This window comes from Streptococcus ictaluri 707-05, from assembly GCF_000188015.2.
GTDB lineage: Bacteria > Bacillota > Bacilli > Lactobacillales > Streptococcaceae > Streptococcus > Streptococcus ictaluri.
Genome location: NZ_AEUX02000006.1, coordinates 174,334 through 188,839, shown reverse-complemented (window position 1 = coordinate 188,839; position 14,506 = coordinate 174,334). Strand labels below are relative to the sequence as shown.

The following is a 14,506-nucleotide window of genomic DNA, read 5'->3' as shown; positions in this document are numbered from 1 at the left end:
GCCCAAAAGGACTATACTGTAAGTGCCTACACAAACAGGAGGTTAGTCCAAATGAGCCACTTACAGTATACAGCTAAATCCCATCACTTACAATGGAATATGCGTCAATTATCAAAAATTTGTTCTCAGTTTTATCAGGATTATTGTCCGGAAGACTTCAAACACCGTCGTAACGTCTGTCTGTCCAAAGTTTCAGACCAATCTCTTCTAGTTTTACTGCTATTACAAGCTGAACTAGGTATTAAATCACAACGTCACTTTTATAGGATTTGTCAGCTATTTCCCTGCGGTACATTACTAGAAAGAAGTCGCTTTAATAGGCGTGCAAGACAGTTGATTTGGCTGGTTCAAGTGATTCGTCAGGCAATGAACACTCAAATTTCTCCCAATACCATTGTTATTATAGACAGCTTTCCTTGCCACTTTGTCAATCTATTCGTAACCACAGGGTCAGACTTTTCAATGGGATAGCTAATATTGGTTACACCGCCTCTAAACATATGTGGTTTTACGGTTTTAAGGTTCACATGCTAGTGACCTTATCAGGCTACATTCTGAATTATGTTGTCAGCCCAGCCTCTGTTCATGATATTAAGGCAGTTTACGAGTTGCTAGAAAGGTGTGAACAATCCGTCATTTTAGCAGATTTAGGTTACCTTAACCGTGAGCTGAAAGATGAGTTGAAGCAAAATGGCTATCACCTCTGGACTCCCTTGCGTCAAAATATGGAAGGGGCTAAACAGCATAATCATTGGAAACTAATGGCTATGAGACGAACCATTGAGACTAGATTTTCAGAACTTTGTTCCCTTTTTGATATGGAACGAACACTGGCTAGGGGCATGACAGGGCTGCAATTGAGGATTGAACAAATCATACTAGCTTACAATTTGAGATATTTTGAAATTAACTAGCACCATGGGTAATAAGTTATTATTGGCAACTTGAGTACTATTAGCCGCAACAATACCTGCTACATGGGTGCCGTGATTGATATGTTCTAGTTCTTCTTTAGAAATAGTGCTTTTATCGATAGGACCGACAATATTTTGATTATTAGAGTAGTCGTAAACAAAAACAATCTTATCATTGATATGTTGACCATAGGTGATCTTATTTTTTTGTTTTAATGCCTCAAAACTTGCTTCATCAATAATCTGTTTTTTATCAATATCTTGATCTAATTTAAAAGCAGGATGGTTAATATCAAAACCAACGTCAATGACAGAAATTAACTGACCTGCTCCCAAAGCTGTTACTTTTTGTAAGTCTTGAACGTTAGTTGCATCATATTGTGATAAGAGGGTTTGAGCTTTCATTTCTTGACCATCTTTATAAGCTTGAGGAAGCTCTGTATAACTTTTCTGAGCTTCTTCTTTAGGAGAAGTAAGTTCTTCTTCCGGTTGATTTTCTAGTACTGAGACTTCTGCATGATTAGAATTTTCTAATTCATTGTTTAATTCAGAAGGAGCTAGGACTTCTTCTGTGGTAACTATTGTAACGTCTTGCATATTTTCTTCTGCTCGAACATTAGCTGTATACATTAAAAGAACACTTGTGGTAACAAGTGAAATACCTAACATTTTATATCTTTTGTGATTCTTCATGAGATATCCTCCAATTTCTTAATCAATACTATCATATAATTTTTTAATCAAGATGCAATATCTTTTGACCTATTATCTCAAATAATTTTAATACCCGCGTTGTAAAATGAAGTGCAACAAAAAAGACATGTTCGTCTGATATACTAGAATTCCCCAATTCAGTATGGAAAGCAGATGAACATGTCCAACATTAATTCTACCAGAAAATCATCCTATTCTCATCTTTCAGCCACAGAACGGGGTGAAATTGCTGCTTATCTTAAAATGGGAAAGAAACCCGCTGAGATTGCTCGACTCTTGGGTCGTCACCGTTCTACAATCTGCCGAGAAATAAAACGTGGTTCAGTAGAACAGGTAAAGGATAAGAATGGAAAACAAACCTTCTTCAACGCCTATTTCGCTGATAGTGGGCAACGTGTCTATGAAACCAATCGTCAAAAGAGTTCTTATCTCAAGTTGAATGACTGCTCCGCTAGGTTCATTGAACAATTAGAATCTGCCTTGACGGCTAACATTCGTCTCCATAGTGTGGATAGTTTTGTTCAGACTTACAAAGTGAACCATCCTGAAGAAGTCGTCCCCTCTACCAAAACGATTTATCGTTATATCAAAGAGGGGGTATTAGCTATTAAACCAATCGATTTGCCTAAGATGGTTAGTATCAGAAAACGTTCTAAGAAAGTCATGAAGACGAATAAGAAGACTTTAGGTAAATCTATCGAAGAACGTCCAGAATATATTAATGATCGTTCTGAATTTGGGCATTGGGAGATTGATTTGGTTCTCGGCAAGAAAACCAAGGTGAAGCTGTTATGTTGACTTTGGTAGAGCGCCAGACACGCTATGCACTAGGAGTTAAGCTAGAAGACAAGCAGTCCCAAACCATTAACCGTGCTGTCACGCATCTCATCAGTCAGTATCCTATTGCATCCATCACAGCGGATAATGGTTCTGAGTTTAGTTTACTCTCAAACTTAGAAGCTGTTGAAGCTTACTTTGCACATCCCTATTCTTCACATGAGAGAGGAAAAAACGAGAACTTCAATGGCCTCCTCAGAGAATATGTCCCTAAAGGAGTCTCACTTAATCCACTAACCTCTGAAGAACTTGACAATTATATTACTGCCATCAATGAGCGCCCAAGACGACTTCTTCAATATCAATCCTCAAAATTCCTGTTTGAGCTATCCCGAACAGCTTAACATCTGGAACTCTAGTTATCTATGAACTGGTTGCACTTGACTTGACAACTTGCGAATAATTTTAATACTTTAATTTTTAGAAAATAAAAAAACTTATAAAGTATTAGACTTTACAAGCTTTTCAATAATTTATCTCATTTTTTAGAAGAGGCCAAGGGCTGTTCCATCTTCTTTGACATCCATATTCATAGCGGCTGGAACTTTTGGCAAGCCAGGCATAGTCATAACATCACCAGTTAAGGCAACGATAAATCCAGCACCTGTTTTTGGTACAAATTCTCGAATGGTGATATCAAAATCACTCGGAGCTCCTAATAGGAATTGATTGTCTGAGAAACTGTATTGTGTCTTAGCCATACAGACAGGTAATTGCTCCCAGCCTAGTTGCGCAAATTGTTTGAGCTGCGTTTTAGCTTTTGGTCCAAATTGAACAGCTTTTCCGCCATAGATCTTAGTGACGATTTTGGTGATTTTGCCTTCTAAACTATCTTGATCAGAATAAAGGCATTTGTATTCTGCTTGATGTCCTTCAATGGTTGATACGACTGTTTCTGCTAGTGCAACTCCGCCTTCTGCTCCTTTAGCCCATACGCTAGCTAATTCAACAGGAACAAAGATTTCAGCACAGAGTTCTTTTAAAAGAGCAATTTCGGCTTGAGTGTCTGCTACAAATTCATTGATAGCTACTACGACTGGCAAGCCATATTGACGAATATTGTTAACGTGGCGTTTCAGGTTAGCAAAGCCAGCTTTAAGGGCTTGAAGATTTTCAGTAGCTAATTCTGTTTTGGCAAGTCCACCATGCATTTTTAAGGCACGAATAGTTGCTACTACAACCACAGCATCGGGTGCTTTTGGTAGATTTGGAACTTTGATATCAAGGAATTTTTCAGCTCCAAGATCAGCTCCAAAGCCAGCTTCTGTAACAGTATAATCTGCCAGACGAAGGGCTGTTGTCGTAGCTAAAACCGAGTTACAACCATGGGCAATATTAGCAAACGGTCCGCCATGAACCAGGGCAGGTGTTCCATAGATGGTTTGAACCAGATTTGGTTTGATGGCATCTTTGAGGATAAGGGTTAGAGCCCCTTCAACTTTTAAATCTCGCACATAGACTGGCGTACGGTCATAACGGTAGGCTACAACGATATTAGCTAAACGTTCTTTTAAATCATTTAAATCTGTAGCCAAGCATAAAATAGCCATGATTTCAGAAGCTACTGTAATGTCAAAGCCGTCTTCGCGAGGAACACCGTTAACTGGGCCACCAAGTCCTACTGTTACATGGCGTAGCGCGCGATCGTTTAAGTCAACGACACGTTTCCAGATGATACGACGTGGGTCAATATTTAATTCATTTCCTTGTTGAAGGTGATTATCAATTAAAGCAGATAAGGCATTATTAGCTGTGGTAATGGCATGTATATCACCTGTAAAATGCAAGTTAATATCTTCCATTGGTAGAACTTGGGCGTAGCCTCCACCTGCTGCTCCACCTTTAACCCCCATAACAGGGCCTAAAGACGGCTCACGTAAGGCGATCATCGTTTTCTTACCAATTTTATTGAGGGCATCAGCCAAACCAATAGACATGGTTGACTTTCCTTCGCCTGCTGGTGTCGGGTTAATGGCTGTTACCAAGATAAGTTTTCCAGCTTCTTGTGAGGCAACTGCTTGAATTTTATCAAAAGAGAGTTTGGCTTTGTATTTACCGTAAAGCTCAATATCGTCAAAACCAATTCCAACTTTTTCAACAATCTCCGTGATTGGTTTTAAAGTGATACTTTGGGCGATTTCTATATCTGATTTCATGATAACTCCTCAAATTTATTAATAATAATGGTATTATATCACAGATTAAATAAAACGTATATTATTTTGATTTAATCTAAATAAAGTTCGGTTTTTAAAAGCTATAAATAGCTTTTAAAAATACAGTAGAGTTCTTTAAATCATGAAAACATTAACGAAACCAGTTCATCAACTGTGATGGAACCTAGATAAAAACTTAGATCGATGTTCTCTAGTGCTTTTCTGAGAGCATTTTCTTCCATTTTTTGACCAATTAATAAAGCTTCTAAGTCATGAATATCAGCTTTACTAAAGAAATCCCCATAAATACGACAATCTTTTATCAAGCCTTTTTCGACTTCTAAATGGATGTCTATGGTTCCTCCAGCAAATCGTCCATCACGGTGGTAACGGTATTGTGGTGAATTGCCATAGTTCCAGTCCCAATTTTTGTATTTTTCTTGGGTTAAGGCATCAATTTGCTGCCAATCTTCTTCACATAGTTGATAGCGTTTGGCGTAGGCTATATTTTCAATATCTAATAAGTGACAAACCATCAGGTCTTTAAATTCTTCGGTTGTAATAGCTTGGTATTTATCAGCTAAATGTTCTCTGATAGCCCCAACCCGACTGCGTACGGATTTAATGCCTTTAGATTCAATTTTTTTGCGATTGGGATTTAAGGCTTTTTCCATAGCATCAAAGTCCACTTCCAAAAGCAAAGAATAACCGCCATAGACACGCTCATTTGCAATAGTCATGGCCGCACCAGATACTTTTTTACCATCAATAGCTAAATCATTGCGTCCCGTCATTTCAAGTGATGTGGCACCCAATTTATGAAGGGCATCAATTGCTGGTTGATAGGTGCGTTTAAAATCTCCAAAGACTCCACTGTCATTTAAAAGATAACAGATGTTGACGGCACCTGAATCCACATAAACTGCCCCACCACCAGTATCTCTTCGTACAACCGGAATCTGATGTTCTTTTAGATAGTCTTGATTGGTTTCTACCATGGCATTTTGAAATTTACCGATTTCAACTTTGGGATCACAATAATAGGGAAATAAGATATCATCATCTAAAAAAATATTTTCCTGAACATAGACCTGCATGGCTAAAGCAACTGCGCCATCAGTGATACGTTTTCCGTTACGAATGGGTTCAATCAAATACATGTTTTTCTCCTTTTTCTAAAAAACCAGTGAGTATTAATACTCCTGGTGTCTTTGAGATTCATTATTGGTTAAAAAGAGCTTTTGTTTCTGCTATTAACTGGGAAATGTGCTGCGTTAACTCTAAGCTTTGCTGGCGTATAGCAAGAGGCATGCGGTAATGCTTATGGTTTAGCGTTACCAATAATGCATCAGGATTTTCAGCTACTCGTTTCCAGAATGGGTGTTTGATAAATTGAGGAGTGGTATGACCAACTCCAATTTCGATATAAAGTACCTTGCCTGTTTGATGTTGATTTAAAAAGGCCTCATAGCGTTCTTTTTGAGCATGAAAATCAGCATCTTCGACCATTCCTTTTTCTTCATTACGTTTATTTATTTCAAAAGGCTCCCCGCATTTAGGACAAAGGGGAATGAGCTCAGCAGGAATCTTCATATTAGCCTGCTTGGCAATCATCTCCCGAATGAGCTCATCATTTTTGTAGGTCTGTTGGTGACAATGCTGACTGCACTGCCAAAGACCATATTCCCCTTGGATATGAAAGATTTTCTCAGGGTCATAATGTGCTGCCCAAAAGGCATTATCAGCATTGGTTGTGATAATATGATAAGCCTTATTTTTGATCATATCTAAGAGATCAAGATAAGATTGTCCAACAGGCTGATCTAGATAATTCAAAGCGACAAAACGACTTTGAAAGGCACAGTACTCCTGCCAGTCTTCAAAATCATAGAGACTTGCCTGAAGCATGTCTAAAAGCTTGTATTTCTCGATAAAATCTGGAAAGGTATTTTCAAATCGTGGCCCGATATAGGTAAAGCCATCAGCTGCTGACATTCCTGCTCCAATTCCAATGACAAGAACATCTGCCTCGGCTATTAACTGTGCTAGTTGTTCTGCTTGTGAGTCATATTCATTAGAATAAGCCTTCCATTTAGTCATTTGAGACTTCCTTTCGTAATAATGAGTGATAAATCGCTTTATCTTCAGCGGTAAAAGTGTTAAAAACGACGGTTAATCCACTATGATCTTGCGCTTTCCACTCTAGAACGGTTTTCACTGCAATCTCAGCAGCTTCTTTTTTTGGAAAACCAAATTCGCCGGTTGAAATGGCACAAAAAGCGATACTATTGAGCTGATTCTTACGGGCTAAATCCAAACAAGCACGGTAACAACGGGCTAAAAGATCTGCCCTAATTGGTGAAACAACTTGTCCAGGGGCAACACGAGGACCAACCGTATGCATAACATACTTTGCAGGTAAATGATAGGAACTGGTTAGTTTTGCTTGCCCGATGGCTTCCTTGCCTTTTTGTTTGGACATAATATCTTGACAGGCCAGTCGCAAGCGGACACCAGCAAAGGTGTGAATAGCGTTATCAATACAATGATGATTGGGGATAAAACAGCCTATCAGTTCACTATTAGCGGCATTTACAATAGCATCCAGAGCTAATTGACGAATATCTCCATGAAACATTCTTACCTCTGAGAAGTCACTGCTCTCACAATCTGACAGGCTAATAACTGGGCTTTCTTTTTGTAACTCTTCCAAATACAAGTCTTCTAACGCCAGATAATCCTCTGAAATAGCTTTTGCGGGACGTTGATTAAGTAATGATCGCCAAAGAATTTCTCTTTCTTTTAAGGTTTTGGACAGAAAAAGAGGGCTATTATCCTCTTTTTCTGTCCATAGGTAAGCAATCATTTTCCCTAGGAGATCAAATGAATTAGGCATCTTCTAAAGCGTCAAAGGCAGCTTGATCAACATCAGTTAAGACAATAATCCAGTTTTCCTCTGCTTTCTCAGAGTTTAGTAATGTTGGTGTTAGGCTAGCAGCTTCATTGCGTTCTACAATTGTTCCTGCTAATGGACTGAGAACAGACATCACCGTTTTAGAAGCTTCTAAATTAAGAATAATATCATCAACAGCAACTTGATTGGTTTCAGTAAATTCCACATAACCAATTGTTCCGATATCATCTTGAAGCTCAGATGTCATACTGATAGTATATTGGTCTTCGTTTTGTTCAATTAAGAGATAGTTTGCCATTTTTTTCATGATATGAGATTCCTTTCAATCATTAAAGTAACCGCGAAGGTTAAGGTTAGGGTGTTTTATACAATTGAGCTAATAGCTCTAAGGCTTTAACTCTCTGGTCAAAGCCAGGAACTAAAGGAATAGCCAATAGTTCTTTAGCTTGACTAGCTTTGATTAGCTGATCAAGCTCTTTTTTAACTGTGTTTGGGCTACCGATAATCATACGATTACGGTTGAGTGAGATGACTTCTTTTTGCTTTGCTGTTAATTGGTAACGCAAAGCTTCTTCACCATTTGGATAGGTCGTAAATTCATTGAAATCCTGATTACCTAACATCCAAATGTCTAATGACTTGGCAAGCATTTCAGCTTGGTCATCTGTTTCAGCAATCACAATAAAGGCCGCTAAGATAAGATGGGCTTCTTGTGCATAATCTGAAGCTTTAAAAGCCTGATAATAGCTATGAGAGACACGTTTAGCTTCCGTTAGTGGGTCTTTTGGCATATAAGGAAAGATGCCAAAGGTATAGCCTAGACCCAAACGTCCTGCTAATGCTGCTGTTTCTGCGCTATTGCTTAATGTCCAAATACTTGGCAGAGCGTGACTATGAGGTTGAAGGCAAACCGAAGTGGGATTTGGTTGCTGAGGAGATAAATATCGGCTTAATATTTCTACTACCTTAGGGTAATCCTCTTTGACATGAATGCTTGATAAGGCTTTTTGAACCGGCAGGGTACTTAGCGAGTTGCCAAGACCTAGGTCAATTCGGTCTGGATGAAGACTAGCTAAAGTAGCTATGGTTTCAGCTATCTTAAAACTACTGTAATGTAAAGCCATAATACCGCCTGAACCAATGCGAATGCTTTTAGTATGGTCAGCTAAATGCATCATCAATAACTCAGGACTACTAATGGCAAAGGCTTGAATGCCGTGATGCTCAGCTACCCAAAAACGATGATACCCCAGCTCTTCGGCTTTTTGAGCCAATTGCCTGGTTTCTGCTAAGGCTTCTTGAGGCGTTTTGTCTTTATCAATCACCCCATAATCCAAGACACTTAATTTCATGTTTGCTCCTTGTAGTTTTCTTTTAGTCCCCTAAATAATTCACGCTCTTCTTGAGGTAGAGACTCTCCATAGTCCATCAAAGGAACAATATCTTTAAAAGAAGCTTGAGGTATAGCAAGGCTTTCCAAGTCACTGAGTTTGATTTTTAGTTGGATAGTATCTTCGCGACCCTCACGTATTTTGGTGGCAAATTCTGGATCCACAACTAAGGGTGTTGATGCACCAACAAAATCAGCATTTTGCAAAGCTTCTATCGCTTTTTGAGGACTATTGATACCTCCGGTTGCCATAATAGGTAAGCGACCGCTAAAGTGTTCATGCATGACCTGGTTGACCAGTCTTCCTTGATTTGGCCCTTTAGCTCTAAGGGTGTTGCGAAAAACATCATGTCCCCAACTAGCAATGGCTAGATAATCTAACCGGGCAAACTCTAAAGCCCAGTCTAAAAATTGCAGACAGTCTTCTATCGTATAACCAATCTGGGAACCTCTTGTTTCTTCTGGTGTCACACGAAAACCAAAGATAAAAGAGTCAGGTGCCTCTTGCTTAATCACTTCTTGAACAGCCTTAAGCACTTCTAAGCCAAAACGAGAGCGATTTTCCAAGCTGTCACAGCCATAAGCATCTTTTCGTTGATTAGAAAAGGTTGAAAAGAAGGTCTGAATCAGCAAGCGTTGTGCTGAAGATACTTCAACGCCATCAAAACCTGCGGCAATTGCTCTTCTAGTTGCATTAGCATAAGCATCTATGAGATTTTTAATCTGCAAAAGACTTAAGGACTTGACCTGATGTGGCTTTGGTGATTGAAGGATCATAGGACTAGGGCCATAAACAAAACCATGCTTTGTTAAGGTATGACTCGAGAAGCGCCCAGCATGTGTCAACTGTAAGACCGCTTTAGCCTCTTTTGCTTTCATCGCAGCTGCTAATTGCTTTAGTCCTGGGATATCCTCATCCTTAGAGACACTAAAGCCATATTCAAAGAGTTGTCCATACTCATCAACGTAAGCAGCTCCAGTGATTTGTAAAGGAGCTGATTCTGCTCGTCTTAGAGAATAGGCCACATCATCCTGAGTAACAAAGCCTTCTTTGGTTGATGAATTGGTTACCATGGGTGATAGGACAAAACGATTTTCTAATATGATGCCATTAGGTAGCTTTAAAGGGTCAAACAGTGCTTTAAAACTTGATTTCATGGATGATCCTTATCTAGCAGACGAGGTCTGCGCTTCTTTTTTAAAGGATTGTAGTAGCTCTTCTTCTGGTTGCCAGTTCGTAATGGCAAACCCAAGTTGCCTCAGGGTTAACTGCAATCGCTCAATCAAGTCCTCTACGGTGAAGCTAGTTTCAAGAAGGTCTGATACATTAGCCATTGAAGTCGGATCAACCTCAGGATAGGTCACGTTACTTTTGCCGTCACCAAGTCCTATGCGGTAAAACTCAGCAATCATTTCTCCACGACTCATCTGATTTCCACAAACACTCAGATAGATTGAAATTAAAATCCCTTTTTTAATGCGTCTTTGGGCTAATCCTGCAAATTTTTTGCCATTAATACTAAGGTCGTAATTTCCTGGACAATAAGACTGTTTTATTTCAAAATACTCAATCATTTGATAAAAATCTGAAAACATAGCCTTAACCAAATCTACCATGATCAGGTAAGCATCTCCAATACTGATATGTTCTGAGAGTTGATCAGGAATAATCAAAGAAAAATTGAGAATCCCTTGATCTGCCACAACAGCAAGTCCTCCAATATTCCGAACCACAGGATAATAACCTTGCTTTTCAATACTTTCTTTGGCTAAGGCTAAATAAGGAAGTTGACGATCTAACATCCCTAAGATGACAGTATTCGTCATCGGCCAAACATGAAGAATGATGCGATTGGATTCTTGATTAATGGCACGCAAAAAGACATCACTCCAAATAAAAGGAGACCTCACATTCTCTTTCGTAGTAATGGGTTCTTGGAAGATTTGCACCGGCAAGGTGGTCAAATCCTTTAATTGAATCACTAGACTATTCCTCATTTCAAGTTAACATACTTCTTCTATTTTAGCTTAAAATCCTCTATTTTTCCAGTCAGGCTACTACTACAATTCGGTAAAATCATTAAGATAGGTTTCTTTTAATTTAAATTTCAAAATTTTGCTTGCGACTGTTTCAGGCAACTTATCCAGAAAAACAATTGCTTTAGGATTTTCAAAACCTGCTAAATGCTTCCGACTAAAGCTAAGGAGCTCCTCTTCAGTTAGGCTTGATGATTTGTTTTTGACCACAAAGGCCACAACCACTTCCCCCCACTTGTGATTTGGAAAGCCTAAAACGGCAGCATTTCTGACTTCTTCATGGAGTCTTAGAATAGCTTCAACTCGGCTTGAAGAAACCGACTCTCCACCTGTCTTGATTAAATCTTTATCTCGGTCAACCATTATGGCTAAGCCCATCTCATCATATTGAATGATATCACCGGAATGAAACCAACCATGTGCCAGAGCTTTTTCGGTGGCCTCAACGTCCTTATAGTAGCCAGAAAACATTTGCGGTGATCGGTAAACCACTTCGGCAGCTTTACATAGCAGCAATAATTGGCTTAGAATTGTATTTAAGGGCCTTTAAGAGCTGGTGCGTTTGCTCATAGGATCTAGTCATCTCTTCTACAATCTGACCGGACTCGATTTGTTCAATCATTAGGGAGATATCATAACCAACTGAAAAGGATTTGCCACTACTATCAATGACCAAGCCCTTATAGTCACTATTTTCCATTAAAGTAATAGCTTCTAATAGATCACTTAATAAATGTGGATTAATGGTTGACTTTGGTGTTCTGATGTCAAAGACAAGTATCTGGTCCTTGGTTGCTCTAAGACTTGATTGGTGGGCTTTCTCCCATATTAAATGAGGAGCTAGAGACTCTACTGCAACCTTGCCATCTAGGTTTTCTCCTTCTTGATAAAAAGCCGTTTGTTTTTGATTAATCCAATCAGGAAGCTGGCCGAAATGCTTCTCAAGTCTTTCTGTTACCCAGTCAAAGCCCAGTTGATCCCCTAGTTGGAAGGGACCTAATTGCCAGTTATATCCCCATACCAAGCAGCGATCAATATCTCGATAATCGTCAGTAGCATAACCAACATTATAAGCAGCATAATAGAGTAAGTTGGCAATGACTTCCCAAAGATAATTAGCCAAAGGATGATCTGATGTTAGTATGTTTTTCAAGTGACTGACAGGATAAGATTTGTTAAAACCTTTAATCAAATCATGATTAGGTTTTTTCAGCTCTCGATAATGGAAAGTTTGTGGATCCATCACCAGATTTTTCTCTTCGTCTGTCTTATAATAAGTCAGAGAAAGTGACTTGTCTTTGACAGATAAGTTTTTCATATATTCTGCTAGAGGACGAGAGCTAAAAAAGTCCTTTTCTCGACTATCTGCCTCATACAGGAGGCGAACTTGATAGGATAACTCCAAGCCAGTGTAATCAGTCAAGAGATAAGGTCCCATAGGGGATCACTTAAGAGCGTGGCAAGAAAGGTAATCAACTAGTTCCGGAGCCATACCATAGTGCTCACTGAGACGCATCACATCATGATTGGCAAAAAAACCAATCCGATTCGCCAAAAAACCCAAAACGTCTTTCACCACAATCGCTTCTTTTCCTAGCTGATTGGAGATGAAGTGATTGATTTTTTTAACATAAACTTGCGAAAGTAACTCATGTGGAATTACTTCCACTAACTTCATGTGACGAACTGGCGCAAAAAAATGCAAGCCTAAAAAACGGTTTTTCTCAGAAGCTTTGAATCCCTCAGCAATTCTAGTAATGCTTAAAGTTGAGGTATTCGTAGCAATTATAGTCTCGGGAGCTATTACAGCTAGCACACGACCAAAAAGTACTTGCTTGGCAACTAAATCTTCTACAACTGCTTCAATTACTAAATCACTTGTAATTCCGTCAGTTAACACATCTTCTAAGTGCTTGACTTGCAATCGATTGATATACTCTAGCTTAAAAAGACGTTTTGTGACATAGGCTTCTAACTTTGCTAGATCCTTTTGCCAATCTTTTGTATCAGTGACTTTAACTAAATCAACAGTCATGTTATTGTTTATCAAAAAAGTAGCGATTTGCTTACCCATCATCCCAGATCCTAAGATGGTAACTCGTCTCATGTAACTTCCCCATTCTTTTTTAATAGTTTTATCATACCGTTTTTTGATGTAATTACCAAATAATACATATGAAAATGTTTTCACATACTCTAATATGACTATCAAAATGCTCTAAAAAATGAAGAAGCTTCGTTTACTATTTCCTAAAATTTTAGTAAAATATGTCTATGAAACTATTAATCACATCAGGCGGTACAACAGAAAAGATTGATACCGTTAGAGGCATTACTAATCACTCTACTGGAAGGCTTGGAGCAATAATAGCCCAAAAATTCTTAAATCAAGGCCATGACGTCACCCTAGTCACTACCAAATCGGCAATTAAACCGCATCAACATTCTCATTTAACCACCATTGATATTACAACTGTTGCGGATCTCATGGCTGTTTTAGAAAATGAGGTGCCAAAACATCAGGTCTTAATTCACAGTATGGCAGTATCTGATTACACACCCGTTTATATGACTGATTTTGAGAGTGTCAATGAATCTGATGATTTAAGTCAATTTCTTCATCACCAAAACGATCAAGGGAAAATTTCATCTCAATCAGACTACCAGGTACTCTTTCTTAAGAAAACACCAAAAGTGATTTCCTACGTGAAACAATGGCATCCGCAGATTCATCTATTTGGTTTTAAACTCTTAGTTGATGTTGCAAAAGAGGAATTAATTAAAGTAGCTCGAGAAAGTCTTAAAAAGAATAAAGCCGATTATATTCTAGCCAATGATTTAAAGGATATTACAGACAAGGGTCATAAAGCACTTTTAGTTAGTGAGACTCAAGTAGAGCAAGCTGACACGAAAGAAGCAATTGCCCAATTAATCTATGAAAAGGTAAGTCAATTATGATAAAAAAAGTCACCTTAGCCGTTTCAGGTAGTATCTCTGCCTATAAAGCAGCTGATTTAACGAGTCAATTGGTTAAAAGAGGTTATGACGTGACCGTTTTGATGACACAAGCTGCTACTGCTTTCATCACGCCACTAACTCTTCAAGTCTTATCCAAAAATCCTGTTCACTTAGATGTGATGGCAGAAAACGATGTTAAAATTGTCAATCATATTGAGCTAGCCAAGCAAACTGATCTGTTCATCTTAGCACCTGCTAGTGCAAATACTTTAGCACATCTCTCTTATGGATTTGCAGATAATATTGTCACTAGTGTCGCTCTGGCTTTACCAGAAAGCACACCAAAACTCATCGCTCCAGCTATGAACACCAAAATGTACTTAAATCCTGCGACACAAGAAAATATCAAACGACTAACAGATTTCGGTTTTAAAGAAATTCCTCCAAAATCTAGTTTGTTAGCTTGTGGGGATACTGGTCCTGGATCTTTAGCAGATCTCAATGATATCTTGAACTCAATTGATTTTCTCTTAAAAAATGCTTAATTGTGTCTTGTCACCCCCGTCAAAATCATGTATTATAATAT

General features: G+C 38.6%; 14 protein-coding genes and 2 pseudogenes. 4 read left to right on the top strand and 12 right to left on the bottom strand.

From position 1 onward, the window contains the following. The first annotated feature begins 51 nt into the window (after window positions 1–51). Window positions 52–914 (top strand): annotated as a pseudogene (locus STRIC_RS05995) (IS982 family transposase). Here the strand turns inward: STRIC_RS05995 and STRIC_RS05990 are convergent. Further along, on the bottom strand, window positions 879–1,607 hold the full coding sequence (locus STRIC_RS05990) for a S8 family serine peptidase (protein ID WP_083835424.1): 729 nt from the start codon (window positions 1,605–1,607) through the stop codon (window positions 879–881). The pseudogene STRIC_RS05995 and the gene STRIC_RS05990 sit on opposite strands and share 36 nt — an antisense overlap. 180 nt (window positions 1,608–1,787) lie before the next feature. On the opposite strand from STRIC_RS05990, the pseudogene STRIC_RS05985 reads away from it, so the two are divergent. Continuing rightward, window positions 1,788–2,809 (top strand): annotated as a pseudogene (locus STRIC_RS05985) (IS30 family transposase). Between the two features lie 141 nt (window positions 2,810–2,950). Here STRIC_RS05985 and STRIC_RS05980 read toward each other — a convergent pair. From STRIC_RS05980 to STRIC_RS11565, 11 genes are all read right to left on the bottom strand, one after another. Then, a complete protein-coding gene (locus STRIC_RS05980; protein WP_008089548.1) occupies window positions 2,951–4,621 on the bottom strand; it encodes a formate--tetrahydrofolate ligase in 1,671 nt (556 codons plus the stop codon). A 140-nt stretch (window positions 4,622–4,761) separates the two neighbouring features. Further along, window positions 4,762–5,781 carry a lipoate--protein ligase gene (locus tag STRIC_RS05975; RefSeq protein ID WP_008089461.1) on the bottom strand — a complete coding sequence of 340 codons (1,020 nt, stop codon included), beginning with the start codon at window positions 5,779–5,781 and terminating at the stop codon, window positions 4,762–4,764. 61 nt (window positions 5,782–5,842) lie between these two features. Beyond that, window positions 5,843–6,721, bottom strand: a complete 879-nt coding sequence (locus STRIC_RS05970) for an SIR2 family NAD-dependent protein deacylase (protein WP_008088686.1) — start codon at window positions 6,719–6,721, stop codon at window positions 5,843–5,845. Next, window positions 6,714–7,517: a protein-ADP-ribose hydrolase gene (locus STRIC_RS05965; RefSeq protein WP_040832088.1), complete on the bottom strand. Its 804-nt coding sequence runs from the start codon at window positions 7,515–7,517 to the stop codon at window positions 6,714–6,716. The genes STRIC_RS05970 and STRIC_RS05965 overlap by 8 nt, the downstream gene beginning before the upstream one ends. Next, the gene (locus STRIC_RS05960; RefSeq protein ID WP_008088936.1) at window positions 7,510–7,842 is read right to left on the bottom strand and encodes a glycine cleavage system protein H; all 333 of its coding nucleotides are present in this window, start codon (window positions 7,840–7,842) and stop codon (window positions 7,510–7,512) included. The genes STRIC_RS05965 and STRIC_RS05960 overlap by 8 nt, the downstream gene beginning before the upstream one ends. Before the next feature lie 46 nt (window positions 7,843–7,888). Continuing rightward, window positions 7,889–8,887 (bottom strand): LLM class flavin-dependent oxidoreductase, encoded by a 999-nt coding sequence (locus tag STRIC_RS05955; protein ID WP_008089013.1) that lies wholly within the window; start codon window positions 8,885–8,887, stop codon window positions 7,889–7,891. After that, window positions 8,884–10,083, bottom strand: a complete 1,200-nt coding sequence (locus STRIC_RS05950; protein WP_008088775.1) for an NADH-dependent flavin oxidoreductase — start codon at window positions 10,081–10,083, stop codon at window positions 8,884–8,886. The genes STRIC_RS05955 and STRIC_RS05950 overlap by 4 nt, the downstream gene beginning before the upstream one ends. 9 nt (window positions 10,084–10,092) lie before the next feature. Next, entirely contained in the window at window positions 10,093–10,905 is an 813-nt protein-coding gene (locus tag STRIC_RS05945) for a lipoate--protein ligase family protein (RefSeq protein WP_327083082.1), read from the bottom strand. Between the two features lie 81 nt (window positions 10,906–10,986). Next, window positions 10,987–11,433, bottom strand: a complete 447-nt coding sequence (locus STRIC_RS05940) for a class I adenylate-forming enzyme family protein (RefSeq protein WP_040832085.1) — start codon at window positions 11,431–11,433, stop codon at window positions 10,987–10,989. Between the two features lie 31 nt (window positions 11,434–11,464). Next, window positions 11,465–12,400 (bottom strand): enoyl-CoA hydratase-related protein, encoded by a 936-nt coding sequence (locus STRIC_RS11570; protein WP_008089005.1) that lies wholly within the window; start codon window positions 12,398–12,400, stop codon window positions 11,465–11,467. A 6-nt stretch (window positions 12,401–12,406) separates the two neighbouring features. After that, the gene (locus tag STRIC_RS11565) at window positions 12,407–13,153 is read right to left on the bottom strand and encodes a 3-hydroxyacyl-CoA dehydrogenase family protein (RefSeq protein WP_008089199.1); all 747 of its coding nucleotides are present in this window, start codon (window positions 13,151–13,153) and stop codon (window positions 12,407–12,409) included. Between the two features lie 83 nt (window positions 13,154–13,236). Here STRIC_RS11565 and STRIC_RS05930 point away from each other — a divergent pair, with 83 nt between their 5' ends. After that, complete coding sequence (locus STRIC_RS05930; RefSeq protein WP_008089299.1) at window positions 13,237–13,920, top strand: phosphopantothenate--cysteine ligase; 684 nt, start codon at window positions 13,237–13,239, stop codon at window positions 13,918–13,920. Beyond that, window positions 13,917–14,465: a phosphopantothenoylcysteine decarboxylase gene (gene coaC, locus STRIC_RS05925; RefSeq protein ID WP_008089388.1), complete on the top strand. Its 549-nt coding sequence runs from the start codon at window positions 13,917–13,919 to the stop codon at window positions 14,463–14,465. The genes STRIC_RS05930 and coaC overlap by 4 nt, the downstream gene beginning before the upstream one ends. The last annotated feature ends 41 nt before the right edge of the window (window positions 14,466–14,506 follow it).

What these genes read in the sequence shown, in the direction of transcription:
- STRIC_RS05950 (WP_008088775.1), bottom strand. Translation starts at nt 10,083, where the DNA reads ATGAAATCAAGTTTTAAAGCACTGTTTGACCCTTTAAAGCTACCTAAT.
- STRIC_RS05965 (WP_040832088.1), bottom strand. Translation starts at nt 7,517, where the DNA reads ATGCCTAATTCATTTGATCTCCTAGGGAAAATGATTGCTTACCTATGG.
- STRIC_RS05980 (WP_008089548.1), bottom strand. Translation starts at nt 4,621, where the DNA reads ATGAAATCAGATATAGAAATCGCCCAAAGTATCACTTTAAAACCAATC.
- STRIC_RS11570 (WP_008089005.1), bottom strand. Translation starts at nt 12,400, where the DNA reads ATGGGACCTTATCTCTTGACTGATTACACTGGCTTGGAGTTATCCTAT.
- coaC (WP_008089388.1), top strand. Translation starts at nt 13,917, where the DNA reads ATGATAAAAAAAGTCACCTTAGCCGTTTCAGGTAGTATCTCTGCCTAT.
- STRIC_RS05970 (WP_008088686.1), bottom strand. Translation starts at nt 6,721, where the DNA reads ATGACTAAATGGAAGGCTTATTCTAATGAATATGACTCACAAGCAGAA.
- STRIC_RS05940 (WP_040832085.1), bottom strand. Translation starts at nt 11,433, where the DNA reads ATGTTTTCTGGCTACTATAAGGACGTTGAGGCCACCGAAAAAGCTCTG.
- STRIC_RS05930 (WP_008089299.1), top strand. Translation starts at nt 13,237, where the DNA reads ATGAAACTATTAATCACATCAGGCGGTACAACAGAAAAGATTGATACC.
- STRIC_RS05960 (WP_008088936.1), bottom strand. Translation starts at nt 7,842, where the DNA reads ATGAAAAAAATGGCAAACTATCTCTTAATTGAACAAAACGAAGACCAA.
- STRIC_RS05975 (WP_008089461.1), bottom strand. Translation starts at nt 5,781, where the DNA reads ATGTATTTGATTGAACCCATTCGTAACGGAAAACGTATCACTGATGGC.
- STRIC_RS05990 (WP_083835424.1), bottom strand. Translation starts at nt 1,607, where the DNA reads ATGAAGAATCACAAAAGATATAAAATGTTAGGTATTTCACTTGTTACC.
- STRIC_RS05955 (WP_008089013.1), bottom strand. Translation starts at nt 8,887, where the DNA reads ATGAAATTAAGTGTCTTGGATTATGGGGTGATTGATAAAGACAAAACG.